We start from the raw sequence: 22,224 nt of genomic DNA on the forward strand, positions 1-22,224 counted from the left end.
CCCATGGAAGAACTGAGCCACTGGATCGACGGCAAAGAGGTCAAGGGCACCTCGGGCCGCTTCAGCGATGTCATGAACCCGGCCACGGGCGAGGTGATCGCCAAGGTGCCGCTGGCCACCCCGGCCGAGCTGGACGCCGCGGTGAAAAGCGCCGAGACGGCGCAGGTCGCCTGGGCCGCCACCAACCCGCAGCGCCGCGCCCGGGTGATGATGAAATTCGGCCAGCTGATCCAGGACAACATGGACGCGCTGGCCGAGCTGGTCGCGCGCGAACACGGCAAGACCCTGCCCGACGCGCGCGGCGACGTGCAGCGCGGCCTTGAGGTGATCGAGGTCTGCATGGGCGCGCCCGCCATGCTCAAGGGCGAGTTCACCGACAATGGCGGGCCGGGCATCGACCTTTACTCGATGCGCCAGCCGCTGGGCGTGGTCGCGGGCATCACGCCCTTCAACTTCCCGGCGATGATCCCGCTGTGGAAGATGGGCCCGGCGCTGGCTTCGGGCAACGCGATGATCCTGAAGCCGTCCGAGCGCGTGCCCTCGACCTCGATCATGCTGGCGAAGCTCGCGCAAGAGGCCGGGCTGCCCGACGGCGTGCTGCAGGTCGTCAACGGCGACAAGGAGATCGTGGACGCGATTCTCGACCATCCGACCGTGCAGGCGGTGGGCTTCGTGGGCTCGACCCCGATCGCGCAATACATCTATGGCCGCGCCGCCGCCAACGGCAAGCGCGCGCAATGCTTCGGCGGCGCCAAGAACCACATGCTGATCATGCCCGACGCCGATCTGGACAAGGCGGCGGACGCGCTGGTCGGCGCCGGCTTCGGCGCGGCGGGCGAACGTTGCATGGCGATCTCGGTCGCGGTGCCGGTCGGCGACAAGACCGCCGACGCGCTGATCGAACGGCTGATCCCCAAGATCGAAAAGCTGAAGGTCGGCCCCTATACCGCCGGCGAGGACGTGGATTTCGGCCCGGTCATCACCAAGGCCGCGCAGGAGCGCATCGGCCGGCTGATCGAGTCCGGCGTGGAACAGGGCGCCAAGCTGGTCGTGGACGGCCGCGGGCTGCAGATCCAGGGCTATGAGAACGGCTTCTTCTGCGGCCCGTCGCTGTTCGACAACGTGACCCGCGACATGGAGATCTACAAGGAAGAGATCTTCGGCCCGGTGCTGTCCACCGTGCGGGCGCAGAGCTATGAAGATGCGCTGAACCTGGTCATGGACAACGACTATGGCAACGGCACGGCGATCTATACCGCCGACGGCGACACGGCGCGCGACTTCGCCAGCCGGGTGAACGTGGGCATGGTCGGCATCAACTTCCCGATCCCGGTGCCGCTGTCCTATTACAGCTTCGGCGGCTGGAAGAAGTCGGCCTTCGGCGACCTGAACCAGTACGGCCCGGACGCCTTCCGCTTCTACACCAAGACCAAGACCGTCACCGCCCGCTGGTTCTCGGGCATCAAGGACGGCGTGGCGCTGAACTTCAAGGCGATGGACTAAGCCATTTTCGGGCGGGGGCGGTGCCGCCCCTGCCCATTTCTGCGCGAGCCTGCAAAACTCGCGCAACATTTTCCGGCCATGACCGGGCAAGACATCATCACGAAAGACATGGGGGAGTGAGCATGGATTTCGCGCTGAGCGAAGAGCAGCAGGCGATATTCGATCTGGCCCGGGATTTCGGGGCGGCGGAGATCGCACCCCATGCCCGCGCCTGGGAAGAGGCGGGCACCATCCCGCACGCGCTGTGGCACAAGGCCGCCGAGCTTGGTTTCGGCGGCGTCTATGTCGACGAGGAGCACGGCGGCACCGGGCTTTCGCGGCTCGACGCCACGCTGGTCTTCGAGGCGCTGGCCATGGCCTGCCCCTCGGTCGGCTCGTTCCTGTCGATCCACAACATGTGCGGCGGCATGATCGACAAGTTCGGCACGGCCGAGAACAAGGCGCGCTGGCTGCCCGGGTTGTGCAGCATGGAGACGGTGTTTTCCTATTGCCTGACCGAGCCGGGCTCGGGCTCGGATGCCGCGGCGCTGCGCACCCGGGCCGAACGGGTCGAGGGCGGCTGGAAGCTGAACGGCACCAAGGCCTTCATTTCGGGCGGCAGCTATTCGGATTGCTATCTGGTCATGGTCCGCACCGGCCAGGACGGGCCGCGTGGCATCTCGACCATGGTGGTCGAGGCCGGCACGCCCGGCCTCAGCTTCGGCGCGCTGGAACACAAGATGGGCTGGAAGGCGCAGCCGACCGCGCAGGTGCAGTTCGACGATTGCATCATCCCCGAGGAAAACCTGATCGGCGAGGAGGGCCGCGGCTTCGCCTATGCCATGGCCGGGCTGGACGGCGGGCGGCTGAACATCTCGGCCGGGGCGCTTGGCGGCGCGCAGGCGGCGCTGGACGCGACCCTGCGCTACATGGGCGAGCGGCGCGCCTTCGGCCAGACCCTCGACCAGTTCCAGGCGCTGCAATTCCGCCTGGCCGAGATGGAGACGGCGCTGCAATCCTCGCGCATCTTCCTGCGCCAGGCGGCCTGGAAGCTGGACCGGGGCGAACGCGACGCCACCAAGTTCTGCGCCATGGCCAAGCTGCACGTCACCGACCGCGCCTTCGAGGTCGCCAATCAGTGCCTGCAACTGCATGGCGGTTACGGCTATCTTGCCGATTACGGGATCGAGAAGATCGTGCGCGACCTGCGCGTGCACCAGATCCTGGAAGGCACCAATGAAATCATGCGGCTGATCGTCGGCCGCGCCCTGCTGGCGGAGCGTGACTGAATGGCCGATATGATCATCCGCAAGGACCGCCGCGCCGGGCGGCTGACCTTCAACCGGCCGCAGGCGCTGAACGCGCTGAGCCACGACATGGCACTGGCCATCGACGCGGCGCTGCGCGAATGGCAGGACGATCCCGAGGTGGCGCTGGTCGTCATCGACGCCGAGGGCGAGCGCGCCTTCTGCTCGGGCGGCGACATCGCCGCGGTCTATCGCGCCGGGCTGGAGGGCGACCATCGGGTCGGGCGCGACTTCTTCCGCGACGAATACCGCATGAACGCCCGGATCAAGGACTATCCCAAGCCTATCGTCGCCTTCATGCAGGGCTTCGTCATGGGCGGCGGCGTCGGCGTCGGTGGCCATGCCAGCCACCGCATCGTCGGCGACAGCACGCAGATCGCCATGCCCGAGACCGGCATCGGCCTGATCCCGGACGTGGGCGGAAGCTGGCTGCTGGGCCATGCGCCGGGGCATGTCGGCGAGTATCTGGGCCTGACCGGGGCGCGCATGGGGCCGGGCGACGCGATCTTCGCCGGCTTTGCCGACGCCTACATCCCCGAGACGGAATGGCCGGCGCTGATCGAGCGGCTGGCCGAGACCGGCGACGTGGCGGCGATCGAAAGCCGCCCCCGCCCCGAGGCGCCGCTGGAGCGCCGCGACCTTTCCGCCTTCGGCGGTCCGAGCGTCGCCGAGATCATGGCCGCGCTGGAGGCGGCGGGGGACGAGGCGGCGCTGAAACCCTTGCGCCGCAACTCGCCCCTGTCGATGGCGGCGACGCTGGCGCTGGTGCGTGCGGCGCGCGCTGACGTCCGCCTGCGCGACAGTCTGGCGCGCGAGCTGCGCTTCACCGCCCGCGCCACGGCCGAGAGCGATTTCCTGGAAGGCGTGCGGGCGCAGATCATCGACAAGGACCGCAACCCGCAATGGGCAGCCGATGCCGGCCCCGCGCATGTCGCGGCGATGCTGGCGCCGCTGGGCAAGGACGAAATCGAATGGGAGGACCGGACATGAAGATCGGATTCATCGGCTTGGGCAACATGGGCGGCCCGATGGCGGCCAATCTGGCCAAGGCCGGGCATGAGGTCGCAGGCTTCGACCTGACCGCACCGATGCCCGATGGCGTCGGCAAGGCCGCCAGCGCCGCCGAGGCGGCCGCGGGCGCCGAGGTCGTCATCACCATGCTGCCGAACGGCGCCATCCTGCGCGCGGTCGCGGCTGAGATCGTCCCGGCCATGCAACCGGGCGCGGTATTCTGCGACTGCTCGACGGTGGATGTGGAAAGCGCCCGCGCGGCGGCGGCGCGGGCCCAGGCGGCGGGCCTGGGCGCGCTGGATGCGCCGGTCTCGGGCGGGGTCGGCGGCGCCACCGCCGGCACGCTGACCTTCATGGTCGGCGGCAGCGCCGAAGCCTTCGACACGGTGAAGCCGCTTTTCGACATCATGGGCCAGAAGGCGGTGCATTGCGGCGTCTCGGGCGCGGGTCAGGCGGCGAAGATCTGCAACAACATGATCCTGGGCGTGACCATGATCGCCACCTGCGAGGCCTTCGCGCTGGCCGACAAGCTGGGGCTGGACCGGCAAAAGATGTTCGACGTGGTCTCGACTTCCTCGGGCTACAGCTGGTCGATGAACGCCTATTGCCCGGCGCCGGGCGTCGGTCCGCAATCGCCGGCCGACAACGGCTACAAGCCCGGTTTTGCCGCCGAGCTGATGCTGAAAGACCTGCGGCTCAGCCAGCAGGCCGCCGAGGCCGCCGATGCCGACACCCCGATGGGCGAGCTTGCCGCCGCGCTCTATGCCCGCTTCGTCGAGGACGAGGACGGAAAGGGCCGCGATTTCTCCGCCATGTTGCCAAGGTTCGAGAAACGGCATCGCCCGGGCTGATTTCTCGTTCTTGTGAGGGAGCCGATCGGGGGCTTGCGGCGTTGAGCCTTCGATCAAGTTCCCTGTGCCAGGCTGACAGCCATGTTTCGCAATCGCCAGCACCTGTTCGTCGCGGCCGGCATGGCCGTCATCCTCACCTCGGTCGCGCTGGCCGAACAGGTGGGGCGGGCGGTCGACACGCTTGCGGAACCGGCAGCGCAGGCGGCCAGCCAGCCGGCCCCGCCGCGGGTCGGCGACCGGCTGGACAAGGCGCGGCTGCACCAGGTCACCCGGCCGGGGCTTTATGGCATGAGCCTGCCGCCCGCGGGCAGCCTTTATGGCATCGTGGACGGCAAGCTGATCCGCTATAATCCCGAAAACGCACAGATCCTGTCCATTATCCGGCAGGTGGACCGGATCATGGACTAGCCTTGCAGCAGCGCCCGCGCCGCCGCCTTGGCGGCGGGGGTGATCTCCTCGCCCGAGAGCATGCGGGCGATTTCCTCGATGCGCTGGCTGGCAGTCAGGGCGGCGACGCGCGACGTGGTCATGCCGCCCTCGACCGATTTCGCCACCCGGAAATGATGGCCGCCAAGCGCCGCGACCTGCGGGCTGTGGGTGACGACCAGCACCTGCGCCCCCTCGGCGAGCCGGGCCAGACGCCGGCCGACCGCATCGGCGGTGGCGCCGCCGACGCCACGGTCGATCTCGTCGAAGATCAGCACCAGCGCGTCGTTGCCGCGTGCCAGGCAAACCTTCAGCGCCAGCAGGAAGCGCGACAGCTCGCCACCCGAGGCGATGCGGTCCAAGGGCCCCGCCGGCGCGCCCGGATTGGTGGCGACGGTGAAAGCCACGCCGTCGCAGCCCTCCGGGCCGGGATCGGCCCCGGAGAGCCGGGTCTCGAACACCGCGCGCTCCATCTTCAGCGGCGCGAGTTCGGCCGCCATCGCGGCATCAAGCCGCTGGGCGGCCGTGACGCGCCGGTCCGACAGGGCCGCTGCCGCGGCGTCATAGGCAGCATCGGCCGCCGCCACGGCCTCGCGCAGCCGCGCCAGGTTTCCTTCGCCCGCATCGATTCGGGACAGCCGCAGCCGCAACTCATCGGCCAGCCCCGCGAGATCGTCGGCCAGCACGTCATGCTTGCGCGCCAGCGCACGCAAAGCGAACAGCCGCTCCTCGGCCGCCTCCAGGTCGCGCGGGTCGAAATCCATCGCCTCCAGCGCCGCCTCGACGCCCGAAACCGCCTCGCCCAGCTCGATCAACGCCCGCTGCAGCGCCGCAGCCGGGGCTTCCAGCCGGCCTTCCGCCCGTTCGGCAGCGCCGTCGAGCCAGCGCACGGCATCGAGCATCGCGCCCTCGGCGCCCTCCGCCCCCAAGGCCTGCGCGGCCCGCGCCACGTCCGCGCGGATGCGCTCGGCGCCTTGCATGGCGCGGCGGCGGGTGTCGAGTTCGGCTTCCTCGCCGGGCTGCGGGTCGAGCTTGTCCAGTTCGGCCACGGCATGGCGCAGGAATTCCTCCTCGCCCTTGGCCGCTGCCAGCGCCGCCTCGGCCGCGGCCTGCGCGGCGCGCGCCTCGCGCCGGGCGGCCCAGGCGGCACGGGTCGGCCCCAGATCCACCCCGGCGAAGGCGTCGAGCAGCAGCCGGTGGCCGCGCGGATTCAGCAGCCCGCGGTCGTCATGCTGGCCATGCAGCTCGACCAGCAATTCCGAAAGCGTCCGCAGCGCCTCGCCCGAGGCGCGGCGGTCGTTGATCCAGCCGGTCTTGCGGCCGTCGCCGGCATTGACGCGACGGATGATCAGCTCGTCCGAAACCGGAAAACCGGCCTCGTCCAGCAGGGTGCGGGCAGGATGGCCGGGCGGCAGGTCGAAGACCGCCGTCACCTCGCCCTGGCCGGCGCCGGCCCGCACCAGATCGGCACGGCCACGCCAGCCCAGCACGAAGCCAAGGCAGTCGAGCAGAATCGATTTCCCCGCCCCCGTCTCGCCAGTCAGCACGTTCAGGCCCGGCTGGAACTCCAGCTCCAGCCGGTCGATCAGCAGCATGTCGCGGATGTCTAGGGAACGCAGCATGACCCCACCTGCAGGGCGCGCTTCAGCGCCGCCTCACAGCCATTTGCCCTGGATGACCTGACGGTAGACCCGCGTCAGCCAGCTGTCGCCGCGCGCCTCGGGCTTCAGGCCATGGCCGCGCAATTGCGCATAGGCATCCTCGTAGAAGGGCGAGGACTGGAAGTTGTGGCCCAGGATCGCGCCCGCCGTCTGCGCCTGATCGTTCAGGCCAAGCGCCAGATAGGCCTCGACCAGCCGCATCAGCGCCTCGGGCGTGTGGGTGGTGGTCTGATATTCCTCGACCACGACGCGGAAGCGGTTGATGGCCGCGGGGTAATGGCCGCGCTTGAGGTAGTAGCGGCCGATCTCCATCTCTTTCGCCGCCAGATGGTCGAAGGCCAGGTCGAATTTCAGGATCGCCGAGCGGGCATATTCCGTATCGGGATACTGCTCGATCACCTCGCGCAGCGCCTGCAGGGCCTGGAAGGTCAGGCCCTGATCGCGGCCGACCTCGTCGATCTGGTCGTAATAGGACAGCGCCAGCAGGTATTTCGCATAGGCCGCATCCTCGTCACCCGGATAGGTGTCGATGAAGCGCTGCGCGGCGCCCCGCGCCTCTTCGTAGTCGCGGGCGCGATGATAGGAATAGGCCTGCATGATCAGCGCCCGCTTGGCCCAATCGGAATAGGGATAAAGCCGCTCGACCTCGGAGAAATACTTCACCGCGTCCTTGGGCTTGCGCGAATTCTCGAGCTCGTATTCGCCGCGCTTGTAGATCTGTTCGGCGGTGAAATTCTCGAATGATTCGGGCTGATTGCCCGCCCCGCCGCCGCATCCTGCCAGAAGGCCGACCGACAGCACAGCCGCGACCAAGGAACCCGATCTGATGCCTGTCATTCCACCCTGCCCGTCAGAAATTCATGCCGCCGCACGAGCGGAAGGCCCACGCGGCCCGGTCGTCCTAGCACAGAAAATCTGCCTGCGCAAAATGCCAAAACCGCAAATCGGCAAGGCGGCCGTCACCGTCAGGCGACGGCCAGTTGCCGGGTATGGGGAACAAGATGCGCGGCCGCCGCCAGCACCCCGGCGCCAGGCAGGCGGCTTTCCATCGCCGGGGTCAGCGTCACCCATTCCCAAGCCTCGGGTTGGGCGAACAGCGCCCGCAACAGCCGGTTGGTCATGGCGTGGCCGGCGCGGTGGCCGGTATAGCGCGCCAGCAGCGGCGCCCCGGCCAGCGCCAGGTCGCCCACCGCGTCCAGCATCTTGTGGCGCACCGCCTCGTCGCGGTGGCGCAGCCCGCCGGGCGACAGCACCTTGTCGCCGTCGATGACCACGGCGTTCAGATAGGTGCCGCCAAGCGCCAGGCCGTTCTGCTGCATCTTCACCACATCGGCCTGGCGGCAGAAGGTGCGGCTGTCCATCAACTCGTGCACGAAGCTGCCATTGGCCATGTCGAGGCGCTTTTCCTGATGGCCGATCGCCGCATCCGCGAAGTCGATGTCGAAATGGATCTCCAGGCGGTCGGCGGGCGACAGGCGGGCGAAGGCCTCGCCCTGCTGCACCTCGACTTCGCGCAGCACGCGGATGGCGCGCAGGGGCGCATCGGGCTGCTGGCGCAACCCGGCCTCGAGGATGCCCTGCACGAAGGGCGCCGAGGAGCCGTCCAGGATCGGCACTTCCGGCCCGTTCACCTCGACCACGGCATTGTTGATGCCGGTGCCCGACAGCGCCGCCATCACATGCTCGACCGTCGAGACGGTCGCGCCCAGGCCGTTGTCCAGAAGCGTGCAGAGCTGCGAGGGGGTGACATGGTCCCAGCGCGCCGGAATCCGGGCGCGGCCCAGATCGGTGCGCAGGAAGACGATGCCGTGATCGGCCGGAGCCGGCAGAATCGTCAGACGCACGGCCGCACCCGAATGCAGCCCGACGCCGCGGAACTGGGCTTTCTGAGCGATGGTGGTTTGCATGGTCTTGCCTGCCGAATCTGGTGACTATCGTTATCCGCAGCGGGGGATTCCCGCCGGGTGAACTTCAGTTAGGCATGCGGCGCCGGTTGCTCAATTAACGTTTTGTGACGGGGTGAAACAATCGCCGCAGCGCGGCACCGACCCCGGGGGCACGGCACGCAGGTCAATGATTTCATAAGGAAAAAAGGACCGCCTGGGGCGGTCCTTTCCGATTTCGGGCTGAAATAATGTGAACGCCTCAATTCGCCTGGCGGCGCAGGAAGGCGGGGATTTCGACATTGTCGCCGGCCCGGTCCGGGCTGGCCAGATCGTCGAAACCGGCATCGAAGCCCGTGCGGTTGCGGGCCGCGACGCGCTCGCTCACCCGTTCGGCGATGGTCGAGGGCGCGGGCTTCTCGGCCTGCTCGCCATGACCGGAGATGCGCTCGAGCATGCGGCTGAGACCGCCCATGCGGCCATGCGGGCGTGCCGGATCGGCGGCGGCCTGCTGCTGCTGCGGCTGGGCCGCGCGGCCCTGGGCGGCGGCCTGCCGCTCGGGCGCCTTCTGCACGGCGGCGGCAAGGCGCTGCATCACCGCGTCCGAAGGCGTGCCGGCCGGAGCCTGCTGCGCGCGGCTGGGCGCGACAAAGCCGCCGGCATCGCCGTTCAGCGGATCGCGGCCCGGAGCGGAAGGCTGGCGCGGGTCGGGCTGGTAGGCCGGACGCGGCATGTCCTCTTCCTCGTAGCGCGCGGCGGGGGCCGAGGGCTGCACGCGCGGCGCGGCCATGGGCTGGGGCGCGGCGACCGGCTGCGGGGCGGTCTCGGCGGCCGGGGCCACGCGACGCGGCGGCACCGGCAGATCGTCCTCGACCGCTTTCTGGGTGACGGGCGGGTTCTGGGTCAGCGGCTCTTTCATGCCGCGGCGCGGCGCCGGGATCTCGGCCGCCGAGGCGTCGATGCCGGTCGCCACGACCGAAACGCGGATCGTGCCTTCCATCGACGGGTCCATGGTCGAGCCGACGATGATGTTCGCATCGGCATCGACTTTCTCGCGGATCTTTTCGGCCGCCTCGTCCATCTCGAACAGGGTCAGGTCGTAGCCGCCGGTGATGTTGATCAGCACGCCCCGGGCGCCGTTCAGGCTGATCTCGTCCAGCAGCGGGTTGGCGATGGCCTTCTCGGCGGCCTGCACGGCGCGGTTCTCGCCCGAGGCTTCGCCGGTGCCCATCATCGCCTTGCCCATCTCGTCCATCACCGCGCGCACGTCGGCGAAGTCGAGGTTGATCAGGCCCGGGCGCACCATCAGGTCGGTGACACCCTTGACGCCCTGATAGAGCACGTCGTCGGCCATGGCGAAGGCTTCGGTGAAGGTGGTCTTTTCGTTGGCCAGCCGGAACAGGTTCTGGTTCGGAATGATGATCAGCGTGTCCACGACCTTCTGCAGGGCCTCGACGCCCTCCTCGGCCTGGCGCATGCGCTTGGTGCCCTCGAACTGGAACGGCTTCGTCACCACGCCGACGGTCAGGATGCCCATTTCACGGGCGGCCTGGGCGATGATCGGCGCGGCGCCGGTGCCGGTGCCGCCGCCCATGCCGGCGGTGATGAAGCACATATGCGCGCCCATCAGGTGGTCGACGATGTCCTCGATGGTTTCCTCGGCGGCCTTGGCGCCGATCGAGGGCTTGGCGCCGGCGCCCAGCCCTTCGGTCACCTTGGGGCCGATCTGGATGCGGCTGTCGGCCTTGGAGGATTGCAGCGCCTGGGCATCGGTGTTCGCCACGACGAACTCGACGCCCTCCAGCTGCTTGTCGATCATGTTGTTGACCGCGTTGCCACCTGCACCACCGACGCCGAAGACGGTGATGCGCGGCTTCAGTTCCTGGTCATCGTTCAGCATCAGGTGGATCTGCCGTTCCATGTCTCGCCTGCCTCATGTTTGCGCCGGACATGTGCGCAGTCCGGTCGAATCCCCGTGTGCTGGCCAGCCTAGCCAGATTCGGCCCCAGCGTCACCCGAAAAACACGGTCAAACCACCAAATATGGCGGTTGGCCGATATGATTTCGGCGGTATCTTGCCCATTCTCCAGCATCTGGTGTGAACCCCGGCCCACACCACCGCATCCGGGTTCCGCCTGTCTACCAGTTGTTGCGGAACCAGCGATAGGCCCGACGCAGGCTGCGCGCCGGATAATGTTCGGCGGGCATGTCGAAATCCCACCATTCGTCCTGCGGATGCGCGGTCAGCAGGGCCAGCCCGATGGCCGAGGAGAAGCCGGGCGCCGTCGCGTTATGCGGCAGGCCCTGGATGCGCAGCGGCCGGCCGATGCGCACGTTCTGCCCCAGCATGCGCGAGGCCAGCGCGTCCAGCCCCGGGATCTGGCTGCCGCCGCCGGTCAGCACGATCTGGCGCGAGGGCATCGAATCGAACCCCGCCGCATCGAGGATGCCGGCGACGTTTTCCAGGATCTCCTCGACCCGCGGGCGCATGATGCCGATCAGGTCGGCACGGCTGACGGCCCGGCGGTCGGTGTCCCAGTCGCCGGTCTCGCCCCCAAGCTCGATCATCTCGCGGTCGTCGCGGCCGGTGGCCTCCAGCCCGCCATGCAGGGTTTTCAGCCGCTCGGCCACGGCATGGCTGACGCGCAGGCCCTTGGCGATGTCCTGGGTGATCAGCTCACCCCCGACACGGACCGCATCGGCGAAGATCATGTGCTTCTTGATGAAGACCGATACGCCGGTCGTGCCGCCGCCCAGGTCGATGCAGGCGGCGCCCAGTTCCTGCTCGTCCTCGACCAGCGCGGCAAGGCCCGAGGCATAGGAGGCCGAGGCCACCCCCGCCAGTTCCATGTCGCAGCGCCGGATGCAATGCACCAGGTTGCCGGCGGCGTCGCCGTCGATGGTCAGCACATGCATGTCGCAGGCCAGCCGGCTGCCGGACTGGTCGCGCGGGTCCGACAGTCCCGAGCGGCCGTCCAGGGCGAAGTTCACCGGCTGGGCGTGCAGCACCTCGCGCCCGCGGCCGAAATCCGGCACCTCGCACGAGGCCAGAACACGGGCCACGTCGCCCTCGCCCACCTTGCCGGCGGGCAGCACGATCTCGCCGGCCAGTCCATAGCTGGACGGGCGCGCGCCCGAGACGCAGGCGATGACGTGATCGACGCGGACGCCCGCGACCTTCTGCGCCGACTGGATCACGGTGCGGATGGCGCGTTCGGTCTCGGCCATGGTCTCGATCTCGCCGTGGCGCATCCCGCGCGAGCGGGTGGTGGCGGTGCCGATGACGCGGAAATTCGACTGGCCGGCCATCGGACCGACTCCGTCCGTCTCGCGGAACTGGCTGGGACCGTCGAATTGCAGCACGAGGCAGGCGATCTTCGAGGTGCCGATGTCCAGAACCGCGATGACGCCGCGCTGCATGGCCTGGCGGCGCATGTTGCGCATCGCCCGCTGGCCCTCGTACAGATCCTTCATCTTTCCTGCCCCTCCAGACTGTCAGCCGCTTTTCTTCTTGCCGTTCGCCGCCTTGGCCGCGACGGGCTGGCTATCCGCGCCAAGCTCGGGCTGGCCGCGGGCGCGGCGGATGGCGTTCTGCGCCTCCAGCCCCAGCCGCACCACCGGCCGCTGCTGCTTGCGCAGGTCGACGACGGTGATGTCGCGTTCCAGCATGTGCTGGCCGTGGTCCAGCGCAATGGCCCGTTCCAGCGCCTGCAGCGCGCCGGTCTCGGGCAGCTTGATGCGCTGGCCGCGATCCAGCACCACGTCCCAGCGCCGCTCGCCCATGCGTTCCAGCCCGCGCAGGCGCGGCAGGATCGGCCCGGCCGCGTCGATCAGCGCCAGCGCCTCGGCGGCGGCGCGGGCCGCGCCCTCGCCCGAGATGATCGGCAGGTCGCCGCGGATGTCGCGCGCGGTGACCGAGGCGACGCGATGCCCGGTCTTGTCCAGGATCTCGACGCCGCGCGCATGGCGCCACAGCACCGCCGGCACCCGCTCGGTCACCACGGCCGACAGGATGCCGCCGGGCTTGATGCGCAGGTCCACCGCCTCGACCGCGTCGAGCTTGAGCACCCGCTCGCGCAGCTTTTCCAGGTCGATCTCGAAGCTCGAGGCCGGCAGGTCGACCGGCAGCATGGCGCGCAGCCCCTTGTCGACCACCGGCGAGGCGCCCTCGATGGTCATCATCTTGACCATGAAGGCCTCGCGGTGCTGGATGCGGTCCACGATGGCGTCGATGCCGCCGGTCAGGTTGGCGCGGCGGGTGTCGTCCGACAGCCAGATCCCGGCCACCAGCGCCGCCAGAAAGGCCGGCAGGCCGACATGCACCAGCCGCCGCACCAGCGGCCGCAGCATCATCCGGTTCAGCCGATAGGCCAGGCGCGAGGGCGCCGGATCCTTGCGCACCGGGCGCTGCGGCTGCGGCGCGGGACGCGAAGGCACATGACGCACCGGCGCCGGCCGGCCGCCGTCGCCCTGCCCGCGCTGGAAGGGGTTCAGGCCCGGCATAGCGCCTCCTCGACGATCCAGCGGCAGAGCGCCGGGAAATCCATGCCGACATGCGCCGCCTGTTCGGGCGCCAGCGAGGTGGGCGTCATGCCGGGCTGGGTGTTCACTTCCAGGATCACCAGCCCGTCCAGGCCGCGCGCATCGTCCCAGCGGAAATCGCTGCGTGTCAGGCCCCGGCACCCCAGCGCCTGATGCGCGCGCACGGCCAGGTCGCGGCAGGCCGCGGCGATGTCGCCGGGGATCTCGGCCGGGAGGACGTGGCGCGAGCCGCCGGGCTTGTATTTCGCGTCATAGTCATACCAGCCCTCGGTCACGATCTCGGTCACGCCGAGCGCGCGGTCGCCCAGCACCGCCACGGTCAGCTCGCGGCCCGGGGCATAGGTCTCGACCATGACCCGCGCCGGCATGGCGTCGGAAAGCTGCGGCGGGGCGTTCGCGGCCTCGTGGACGATGTAGACGCCCACCGAGGAGCCTTCGTCATTCGGCTTGACGACATAGGGCGGCGGCAGGACGTGGCGGGTGCGCACCTCCTCGGCATCGGCGATGACGCTTTCGACGACGGGGATGCCCGCCTCGCGAAACGCCTGTTTCGCCCGCGACTTGTCCATGGCGAGCGCCGAGGCCAGCACGCCGGAATGGGTATAGCGGATGCCCAGCCATTCCATCAGGCCCTGGACGCAGCCGTCCTCGCCCCAACGGCCATGCAGCGCGTTGAAGACCACGTCCGGCGCCTGCTCGGCCAGACGCGCGGGCAGATCCCTGCCCGCATCCAATTCGACGACTTCATAGCCCGCCTGCCGCAGCGCGTTCGCGCATTCCCGCCCGGACGAGAGGGAAACCTCGCGTTCGGCCGAGGGCCCACCCTTCAGGACCACGACTTTCGGGGCTGTCCTGCTCGACCTGCCCGCCAATTTTTCTGCCTCATGCCCCGGTTGATCCGGGAATTTATTACGGCAGGATAGCGGCTAAGGCGGAATCGCAAAAGTCCCTTTTCGCGTCTTGGGCAAGATTTCCGGGGATAACGGCGGGTTACGGCTCACCGATGCGGATGACTTCCCATTGCAGGTCATGGCCGCTGGATTGCCGCACCCGTGCGCGCACCAGCTCGCCCAGCGCCTCGAGCTCGGCGGCGGTGGCGCCATCGGCGTTGAGCAGGAAGTTCGGATGTTTTTCAGACATTTGCGCCCCGCCCAGCCGGTGGCCGCGCAGGCCGGCGGCGTCGATCAGGCTCCAGGCCTTCAGCGCGTGGCTGTCATCGGCGCGTCCGGTCGAGGAATAGCCGGCCGGGTTGCGGAAGGTCGAGCCGGCCGAGCGGTCGCGGGTCGGCTGGCTGGCATCGCGCCGGGCAAGCTGGTCGTCCATTTTCGCAACGAGTTCAGCGGGTTCCCCGGCAGAGGCCCGGAATGTCGCCTGAATGACCACGGCGCCCTCGGGGATCTCGGAATGGCGATAGGCCAGGCGCAGGTCGGCGGCCGGCAACTCGGCGATCTCGCCCCGGCGGGTGACGATGCGGACCGAGAGCAGGTGGTCTGCGACATAGCTGCCGTAGCAGCCGGCATTCATGCGCACGGCGCCGCCGATGCTGCCGGGAATGGTGCGCAGGAAGGTCAGGTCGCGCCCGGCCTCGGCCGCCTTGCGGGCGACATGGGCGTCCAGCGCCGCGGCGCCGGCCGTGACGGTTTCCCCTGCGATTTCAATGCCGTTGAAGCCGCGACCCAGGCGGATCACCACGCCGCGGATGCCGCCGTCCCGCACGATCAGGTTCGAGCCGACGCCCATCGGGAAGACCGGCACCGCAGGGTCGAGCGCGGCGAGGAATTCGGCCAGATCCTGTTCGTCGGCGGGCTGGAACAGCCAGTCCGCCGGGCCGCCGACGCGCAGCCAGGTCAGCTCGGCCAGGGGCCGGTTCGGGGTCAGGGCGCCGCGCGGCGCGGGAAGCATCCGGGTCATGGCGCGGTGGTTAATCAGCGTTGCGCGCGCCGTCAATCGGGCGTGCGTTGCCGGGCGGATGCCGCAAAGCGCGGCGGCGCGGATTTTCCCCAGCAATCGCCGGGGATCCGGCCGTGATCCGCGTCCGGCCTGCGTACACCGCGCGTACACAGGCCGTGCACCGGAAAACCCGCGGGGCGCGCGCGCGCGTCGGGATCAGGCGCGCCGCGGCATGGTCATCCGCCGCCCGGCAACCATTCAGGGCACCGGCCGATGCGCCGGTCCGATGCATTGTCCCGGCCCCGACAGCAGGCGCAGCGCCGCATCCACCTGCTTCTCGACCGGCAGCGCCATGTCGACCAGGGCGCCGTCCTCGTCCTCGGCCAGCATCTCCAGGGTGGCGAGCTGGGAATCGAGCAGCCTCGCGGGGAAGAAATGCCCCTCGCGATGGGCAAGGCGATCCTCGAGGATCCGGCGCGCGCCGTGCACATGCAGGAAACGCACCCACGGCGCCCCGCGGCGCAGGATGTCGCGATAGGCCCGCTTGAGCGCCGAGCAGCCGATGACCGAGCATTGCCCGCGCGCCTGGTTGCGGCCGATCTCGGCGGCGAGCGCGTGCAGCCACGGCTCGCGGTCGGCATCGGTCAGCGGCGTGCCGGCCCGCATCTTGGCGACATTGGCGGCGGGGTGGAAGCTGTCGCCCTCGATGAAGGGCCAGCCCAGCCGCTTGGCCAGGGCGCCGCCGGTGGTGCTTTTCCCGCTGCCGGACACGCCCATGACGACGATGTGCTGCAGGGCCGCGCTCACAGCAGCCACCAGCCGATCAGGGCGAAGCCGAAGCCGATGCCGCCGAGCAGCGTCTCCATCACCGTCCAGGTCTTCAGCGTGGTCTTCTCGTCCATCTGCAGGAAGCGGCCGACCAGCCAGAAGCCGGAATCGTTGAAATGGCTCAGCACCGTGGCGCCGCCGGCGATGGCCACCACCAGGAAGCAGCGGTCGAATTCCGAAAGCCCGGTGGTCGCCGCCACCGTGGGCGCGATCAGCCCGGCGGTGGTGGTCAGCGCCACCGTGGCCGAGCCCTGCGCCACCCGCAGCGCCATCGAGATCACGAAGGCCGCGACGATCAGCGGCATGCCGATGGCGTCGAGGCTGCCGGCCAGCGCCTCGCCGATGCCGCTGGCGCGCAGCACGCCGCCGAACATGCCGCCGGCGCCGGTCACCAGGATGATGGCGCAGATCGGGCCGAGGGCGCTGTCCATCAGCTTCTCGATCTCGACCGCCGAGCGGCCGCGGCCCAGCAGGACCATGGCGACGATCACGGTGATCAGCAGCGCCACCGGGGTCTGGCCGATCAGCCGCAGCAGCGTCACCCAGAAAGCGTCGCCGGCGACGGCGCCCATGGTGACCAGGGTGCTGAGCCCGGTGTTGAGGAAGATCAGCACCAGCGGCAGCAGCAGCACCAGCATCACGGTGCCGAAGGTCGGCGGCAGGCGGTCATGCTGCCCGGCCTCGGTGGCGCCCAGCAGTTCCGGCACCGGCAGCACGAAGCGCTTGCCGGCCCAGAGGCCGAACAGATAGCTGCCCAGGAACCAGGTCGGCAGCGCCACCGCCAGGCCGACCAGCACCAGCAGGCCGATATCGGCGCCCAGCAGGTCGCCGGCCGCCACCGGCCCCGGATGCGGCGGCAGGAAGGCGTGCATGACCGCGAAGGCGCCGGCGGCCGGCAGCGCGTAAAGCAGCACCGAGCCGCCGAAGCGATAGGCGACGCTGAATATGATCGGCAGCATCACCACCAGCCCGGCATCGAAGAAGATCGGGAAGCCGAACAGCAGCGAGGCCACGCCCAGCGCGAAGGGCGCGCGGTCGGCGCCGAACTGGCCGATCAGCCGGTCGGCCAGCACCTGCGCGCCGCCGGTGATCTCCAGCAGCCGGCCGATCATGGCGCCGAATCCGACCAGCAGCGCCACCGTGGCCAGCGTCGCGCCGAAGCCCTGCAGCTGCGTCGGGATCACCTCGCCGATGGGAATGCCGGCGACGATCGCGGTCAGCAGGCTGACCAGCACCAGCGAGACGAAGGCATGCAGCCGGAACCGCATGATGAACACCAGCAGCACCAGCACCGCCGCCGCGGCGATGAGCAGAAGCACCGGCGTGCTGTGGACGGGCTCGACAGGGTTCATGAAAGCTCCTCCTAGCGAAATGGTCGTCGGGTCAGCCCCGGTTTTCGGCCGCGGTCCTGCGCGGATTCGCGGCGGTCCGGCCGTGTTAGCGTTAACGGGCGCCGCTTGAAAGCGCTAGCGCCGCGCCGCGGCGGATAGATGCTCGTGCAGCAGCCGCATCTCGTCCGAAAGCGCCAGTTCCAATGCCGCCTCGGGACCGGAAAGCGCGCCGGGATCCTCTTGGCCGTCCAGCATCACCTCGCGGTTTTCCAGCCATTCCAGCAGCTCGGCCCGGACGCTTTCGGGCGAGAGCGCCAAAAGCCTGCCCAACGTGCGGCGCTGCGCGATCAGCCGCCCCTCGAGACCGTCGATGCGGGCGGCCAGCCTGTCCATCCTGTCCATGCGCCATCTCCCTGAGGTTGCAGGATCATGATGGCACAGATGCCGGAACCGGCAAAGCCGTTCAGTTCCGGCTGGTCAGGCTGCCGCCCTCGATGCGGCGCAGCGAGATTTCCAGCCGCGCCTCGGCGGCCATGATCTCGGCGCGGACGCGCCGGGTATAGCTCATGTGATCCTGCGCGGCGCGGGCCGCCGCCTCGGGGTCGCGGGCGATGATCGCATCGTAGATGGCGCGGTGCTGGGCGCGCAGCACGTCGCGCACCTCGGGCCGGGCATAGAGCTTTTCGCGGTTGTGGAACACGCCCTTGCGCAGCATGCCCGACAGCGCCCGCATGATCTGCAGCAGCACGACGTTGTGGCTGGCCTCGTAGACCGCGACATGCAGGTCGACATCGGCCTCGGCCTCGTCGCGGAAATCCGCCTCGTCATGGGCCCGGGCGATGCGCTGCATGCAGCGGGTCAGCGTCGCGCGGTCCACGTCATTGGCCCGCGTCGCCGCCAGGCTCGCCGCCATGCCCTCGAGCGTGCCGCGCAGTTCCAGATAGTCGTCCACCACCTCGCCGCGCGAGGCCATCAGCTCGATCAGCGGATCGGTGATCGAGGTGGCCAGCGGCGCCACCCGCCGCCCGCCGGCCGGATCGGCGACGATCAGCCCCTTGTCCTCGAGCAGGCGGATGCCCTGGCGCAGCGTCGGCCGCGAGACGTTCAGGCGCAGCGCCATCTCGCGCTCGGGCAGCAGCGGGTCGCCGGGGCGCAGCGAGCCTTCGAGAATCAGATCCTCGATATGCCGGGCGGTGGTTTCCGCGGCAGGGGCGCCCTTGTTCACTTCGCTGGCCATGCTCGACTCCTCCTTGAGGGGCTGCCCGGATTTCAGGGCTTTAGCCTGCGGCATCCGGCCTTGGAAGATAGCTGAACCGCCGGATCTGGTGCAATGGATTTCCCGCTTGACCCAAATGGTCAAATTATTTTACCACAGTAAAGGGGAAGGTAAAGCGATCTGCTCGGGCCGCGCCATGCGCGGCAGCGGGCCGCGCGACGCGAGGGGGGGAAAGCCATGACGCAACCCGGCGAGGCCGCGGCAGCCGCAGACCGTGGGCAATTGCTGGACCGGCTGCGCCAGATCGTCGGCGCGGCGCAGGTGCTGACCGCGCCCCGCGCCACCCGCCGTTATGCCCGCGGTTTCCGCTATGGCGAGGGGCCGGTCGCGGCGGTGGTCCGGCCCGGCACGCTGGTCGAGCTGTGGCGGGTGCTGAATGCCGCCGTCGTCTCGGGGCGGGCGGTGATCCTGCAGGCGGCGAATACCGGGCTGACCGGCGGCTCGACGCCCTGGGGCCAGGATTACGACCGCGAGATCGTGCTGATCTCGGTCATGCGCCTGCGCGGCATCCATCTGCTCGGCGCCGGCGAACAGGTGCTGTGCCTGCCCGGCGCCACGCTGGACGCGCTGGAAAAGCGCCTGCGCCCGCTGGGCCGCGAGCCGCATTCGGTGATCGGCTCGAGCTGCATCGGCGCCTCGGTTCTGGGCGGCATCTGCAACAATTCGGGCGGCGCGCTGATCCAGCGCGGCCCGGCCTATACCGAGATGAGCCTTTACGCCGAGGTGCGCGCGGACGGCTCGGTGGCGCTGGTCAACCATCTGGGCCTTGATCTGGGCGACACGCCCGAGCAGATCCTGGCCCGGGTCGAGGCGGGCGACCTGCCCGCCCCCGCGCCCACCGACGCCTGGGCCTCGGACCGCGACTATGCCGAGCATGTCCGCGACATCGAGGCCGCGACGCCCGCCCGCTTCAACGCCGATCCGCGCCGGCTGCACGAATCCTCGGGCTGCGCCGGCAAGCTGGCGGTCTTCGCCGTGCGGCTGGACACCTTCGCGGCCGAAAAGGACACGGCGGTCTTCTACATCGGCAGCAACGACCCGGCTGAACTGACCGAGATCCGCCGGCATATCCTGGGCCGTTTCCGCAGCCTGCCCATCGCCGGCGAATACATCCACCGCGAAGCCTATGATGTGGCGGCGCGATACGGCAAGGACACCTTCCTGTTCATCCGCCATGCCGGCACCGACCGCATGCCGGCCCTGTTCGCCGCCAAGGCGCGCATGGATGCGCTGACCGAGCGGCTGGGGCTGGGCGCCACGCTGTCGGACCGGCTGGCGCAGGGGATCGCGGCGCTGATGCCCCAGCATCTGCCCAAGCGCATGAACGCTTTCCGCGACCGCTACGAACACCACCTGCTGCTGCGCATGGGCGGCGCCGGCATCGCCGAGGCGCGGGACTATCTGTCGGGGCTGTTCCCCTCGGCGCGGGGCGACATGTTCGAATGCACCCCCGAGGAGGGCAAGGCCGCCTTCCTGCACCGTTTCGCCGTGGCCGGCGCCGCGGTGCGCTATCGCGCCATCCATGCCGGCGCGGTGCAGGACATCGTGGCGCTGGACATCGCGCTGCGCCGCAACGACCGCGACTGGGTCGAGCGCCTGCCGCCCGATCTGGATGCGAAACTCGCGAAAAAGCTCTATTATGGGCATTTCTTCTGCCACGTCTTCCATCAGGATTACGTGGTGAAGGCAGGCCACGATTGCCTTGCCGTGGAACATGAGATGTGGCGGCTGCTGGACCAACGCGGCGCCGAATACCCGGCCGAGCACAATGTCGGCCATCTTTACCGCGCCAAGCCGGAGCTGGCGGGCTTCTATCGGCAGCTTGACCCGACCAACAGCCTGAACCCCGGCATCGGCCAGACCTCGAAATGCGCGCATTGGCACCAGGCCGCGCCATCCAAGACGACCGCGCAGGACTGCGCACCCGCAACGGCGGAACCGCCCGCCCCATCTGAGGAGGAAAGATGGCTGGACTAATCACATTCATCCTGGCCCTGCTGCCCATCGCCACGGTCTTCGTGCTGCTGGTGGTGCTGGCGAAATCGGCCAAGTTCTCGATGCTGGTGGCCTATCTGGTCACCGTCGCCACCGCCCTGCTGATCTGGGGCACGCAGCTGAACACGGTTCTGGGCGCCACGGTGAACGGCGTCGTCACCGCCCTCAGCCTGCTTTACATCGTGTTCGGCGCCATCCTGATGCTCTACACGCTGGAGGAAAGCGGCGGCATCCGCTCGATCCGGGCCGGTTTCACGTCGATCTCGCCGGACCGGCGGGTGCAGGCGATCATCATCGCCTGGCTTTTCGGCTCGCTGATCGAGGGCGCCTCGGGCTTCGGCACGCCGGCGGCCATCGCCGCGCCGCTGCTGGTCGCCATCGGCTTCCCGGCCATGGCCGCGGTCATGGTCACGCTGATCATCCAGAGCACGCCGGTCTCGTTCGGGGCGGTCGGCACGCCGATCCTGGTGGGGGTCAAGACCGGCCTGGCCGACCAGCAGATCGTCGAGGCCACCATCGCGCCCATGGCCTTCGGCGACTACCTGCTGCAGATCGCCGCCAAGGTCGCGATGATCCACGGGCTGATCGGCTTCCTGATCCCGCTGATCCTGGTCGGGATGCTGACCCGCTTCTTCGGCGCCAACCGCTCGTTTGCCGAGGGCTTCCGCATCTGGAAATTCGCGCTGTTCGCCGGGCTGGCCTTCACGGTGCCCTATTACATCATCGCATCGACGCTGGGGCCGGAATTCCCCTCGCTGCTGGGCGGGATCATCGGGCTGCTGATCGTGGTGCCGGCGGCGAAACGCGGCTTCCTGATCCCCAAGGACCGCTTCGACTTCCCGCCGCGCCGCGACTGGAACGCGGATTGGGTCGGCAAGCTGGACGATCTGGAGGATCACCACGCCCACAAGCCGGTGATGTCGCTGGTCAAGGCCTGGGCGCCCTATGTCTTCGTGGTCGCCCTGCTGGTCATCACCCGCTCGGTCGCGCCGATCAAGGCCTGGCTCACCTCGCCCGAGATGACGCTGGCCTTCCAAGACCTGTTCGGCTCGGGCATCAAGGCCTCGGTGCAGGTGCTTTACCTGCCGGGCACGATCCTGATCCTGGCCTCGCTGTTCACCCTCCTGCTGCATGGCATGTCGGGACGCGATTACGGCCGGGCGCTGAAGGCCTCGGGCACCACCATGATCGCCGCCGCGCCGGCGCTGCTGCTGGCGGTGCCGATGGTGCAGGTGTTCCTGAACTCGGCCTCGGACAGCCATGCCAGCATGCCCATCGTGCTGGCGCAGGGCGTCTCGTCGGTGGTGGGCGATGCCTGGCCGATGTTCGCGCCGCTGATCGGCGCCATGGGCGCCTTCGTCGCCGGCTCGAACACGGTAAGCAACATGATGTTCTCGCTGTTCCAGTTCTCGACCGCCGAACAGATCGGCCTCGGGGCGGCGGGCGCGGGCACCGTGGTGGCGCTGCAGGCCATCGGGGGCGCGGCGGGCAACATGATCTGCGTGCATAACGTCGTCGCCGCCTCGGCCACCGTCGGCCTGACCGACCGCGAAGGCGCGATCATCCGCCAGACCCTGATCCCCATGGCCTATTATGTGGTGCAGGGCGGGCTGATCGGCTTCGCGCTGCTGACCGGCAACCCGATGTGGTGGGTCGCCGCCGCGATCTGGGCCGCCGCCGTGCTGTTCTTCATGTCGCGCAGCCGCGGCGCCGTGCCGGCCGCCGTGACCAACTAGGGGAA

At 69.2% G+C, this 22,224-nt stretch carries 19 protein-coding genes; 7 read left to right on the forward strand and 12 right to left on the reverse strand.

The window, feature by feature from the left end; all coding sequences use genetic code 11:
* The first annotated feature begins 3 nt into the window (after positions 1 to 3).
* The 5 genes from NBE95_RS12790 (at position 4) to NBE95_RS12810 (ending at position 5,059) form a co-directional block, all read left to right on the forward strand.
* Complete coding sequence (locus NBE95_RS12790; protein WP_289895809.1) at positions 4 to 1,503, forward strand: CoA-acylating methylmalonate-semialdehyde dehydrogenase; 1,500 nt, start codon at positions 4 to 6, stop codon at positions 1,501 to 1,503.
* 122 nt (positions 1,504 to 1,625) lie between these two features.
* Positions 1,626 to 2,771 carry an acyl-CoA dehydrogenase family protein gene (locus NBE95_RS12795; protein ID WP_289895935.1) on the forward strand — a complete coding sequence of 382 codons (1,146 nt, stop codon included), beginning with the start codon at positions 1,626 to 1,628 and terminating at the stop codon, positions 2,769 to 2,771.
* A complete protein-coding gene (locus NBE95_RS12800) occupies positions 2,772 to 3,779 on the forward strand; it encodes an enoyl-CoA hydratase/isomerase family protein (protein ID WP_289895810.1) in 1,008 nt (335 codons plus the stop codon).
* On the forward strand, positions 3,776 to 4,651 hold the full coding sequence (mmsB, locus tag NBE95_RS12805; RefSeq protein WP_289895811.1) for a 3-hydroxyisobutyrate dehydrogenase: 876 nt from the start codon (positions 3,776 to 3,778) through the stop codon (positions 4,649 to 4,651). The genes NBE95_RS12800 and mmsB overlap by 4 nt, the downstream gene beginning before the upstream one ends.
* Positions 4,652 to 4,732: 81 nt before the next feature.
* Positions 4,733 to 5,059 carry a hypothetical protein gene (locus NBE95_RS12810; protein ID WP_289895812.1) on the forward strand — a complete coding sequence of 109 codons (327 nt, stop codon included), beginning with the start codon at positions 4,733 to 4,735 and terminating at the stop codon, positions 5,057 to 5,059.
* Here NBE95_RS12810 and recN read toward each other — a convergent pair.
* The 12 genes from recN to NBE95_RS12870 all read right to left on the reverse strand — a co-directional run bounded on the left by recN (position 5,056) and on the right by NBE95_RS12870 (position 18,449).
* Positions 5,056 to 6,699, reverse strand: coding sequence for a DNA repair protein RecN (gene recN / locus NBE95_RS12815; protein ID WP_289895813.1), 1,644 nt, complete (start codon positions 6,697 to 6,699; stop codon positions 5,056 to 5,058). The two genes, NBE95_RS12810 and recN, sit on opposite strands and share 4 nt — an antisense overlap.
* Before the next feature lie 33 nt (positions 6,700 to 6,732).
* Positions 6,733 to 7,575: an outer membrane protein assembly factor BamD gene (locus NBE95_RS12820; RefSeq protein WP_289895814.1), complete on the reverse strand. Its 843-nt coding sequence runs from the start codon at positions 7,573 to 7,575 to the stop codon at positions 6,733 to 6,735.
* A gap of 128 nt (positions 7,576 to 7,703) precedes the next feature.
* Positions 7,704 to 8,645 carry a UDP-3-O-acyl-N-acetylglucosamine deacetylase gene (lpxC, locus tag NBE95_RS12825; protein WP_289895815.1) on the reverse strand — a complete coding sequence of 314 codons (942 nt, stop codon included), beginning with the start codon at positions 8,643 to 8,645 and terminating at the stop codon, positions 7,704 to 7,706.
* A 238-nt stretch (positions 8,646 to 8,883) separates the two neighbouring features.
* A complete protein-coding gene (gene ftsZ / locus NBE95_RS12830; RefSeq protein WP_289895816.1) occupies positions 8,884 to 10,542 on the reverse strand; it encodes a cell division protein FtsZ in 1,659 nt (552 codons plus the stop codon).
* A gap of 218 nt (positions 10,543 to 10,760) precedes the next feature.
* Entirely contained in the window at positions 10,761 to 12,095 is a 1,335-nt protein-coding gene (gene ftsA, locus NBE95_RS12835; protein WP_289895817.1) for a cell division protein FtsA, read from the reverse strand.
* Positions 12,096 to 12,116: 21 nt separating this feature from the next.
* Entirely contained in the window at positions 12,117 to 13,124 is a 1,008-nt protein-coding gene (locus NBE95_RS12840) for a cell division protein FtsQ/DivIB (protein WP_289895818.1), read from the reverse strand.
* A complete protein-coding gene (locus NBE95_RS12845; RefSeq protein ID WP_289895819.1) occupies positions 13,112 to 14,035 on the reverse strand; it encodes a D-alanine--D-alanine ligase in 924 nt (307 codons plus the stop codon). The genes NBE95_RS12840 and NBE95_RS12845 overlap by 13 nt, the downstream gene beginning before the upstream one ends.
* Positions 14,036 to 14,153: 118 nt before the next feature.
* Positions 14,154 to 15,065 carry a UDP-N-acetylmuramate dehydrogenase gene (gene murB / locus NBE95_RS12850; RefSeq protein WP_289895936.1) on the reverse strand — a complete coding sequence of 304 codons (912 nt, stop codon included), beginning with the start codon at positions 15,063 to 15,065 and terminating at the stop codon, positions 14,154 to 14,156.
* 246 nt (positions 15,066 to 15,311) lie between these two features.
* Entirely contained in the window at positions 15,312 to 15,860 is a 549-nt protein-coding gene (locus tag NBE95_RS12855) for a gluconokinase (RefSeq protein WP_289895820.1), read from the reverse strand.
* Entirely contained in the window at positions 15,857 to 17,233 is a 1,377-nt protein-coding gene (locus NBE95_RS12860; RefSeq protein ID WP_289895821.1) for a GntP family permease, read from the reverse strand. The genes NBE95_RS12855 and NBE95_RS12860 overlap by 4 nt, the downstream gene beginning before the upstream one ends.
* 114 nt (positions 17,234 to 17,347) lie before the next feature.
* The gene (locus tag NBE95_RS12865; protein WP_289895823.1) at positions 17,348 to 17,614 is read right to left on the reverse strand and encodes a hypothetical protein; all 267 of its coding nucleotides are present in this window, start codon (positions 17,612 to 17,614) and stop codon (positions 17,348 to 17,350) included.
* 61 nt (positions 17,615 to 17,675) lie between these two features.
* Positions 17,676 to 18,449 carry an FCD domain-containing protein gene (locus NBE95_RS12870; RefSeq protein WP_289895824.1) on the reverse strand — a complete coding sequence of 258 codons (774 nt, stop codon included), beginning with the start codon at positions 18,447 to 18,449 and terminating at the stop codon, positions 17,676 to 17,678.
* Positions 18,450 to 18,665: 216 nt separating this feature from the next.
* On the opposite strand from NBE95_RS12870, the gene dld reads away from it, so the two are divergent.
* Positions 18,666 to 20,465, forward strand: a complete 1,800-nt coding sequence (gene dld, locus NBE95_RS12875) for a D-lactate dehydrogenase (protein ID WP_289895825.1) — start codon at positions 18,666 to 18,668, stop codon at positions 20,463 to 20,465.
* Positions 20,453 to 22,219 carry an L-lactate permease gene (locus NBE95_RS12880; RefSeq protein WP_289895826.1) on the forward strand — a complete coding sequence of 589 codons (1,767 nt, stop codon included), beginning with the start codon at positions 20,453 to 20,455 and terminating at the stop codon, positions 22,217 to 22,219. Before dld ends, NBE95_RS12880 begins: the two co-directional genes overlap by 13 nt.
* Positions 22,220 to 22,224: the final 5 nt, after the last annotated feature.

The sequence above is a fragment of the Paracoccus sp. TOH genome (assembly GCF_030388245.1).
GTDB lineage: Bacteria > Pseudomonadota > Alphaproteobacteria > Rhodobacterales > Rhodobacteraceae > Paracoccus > Paracoccus simplex.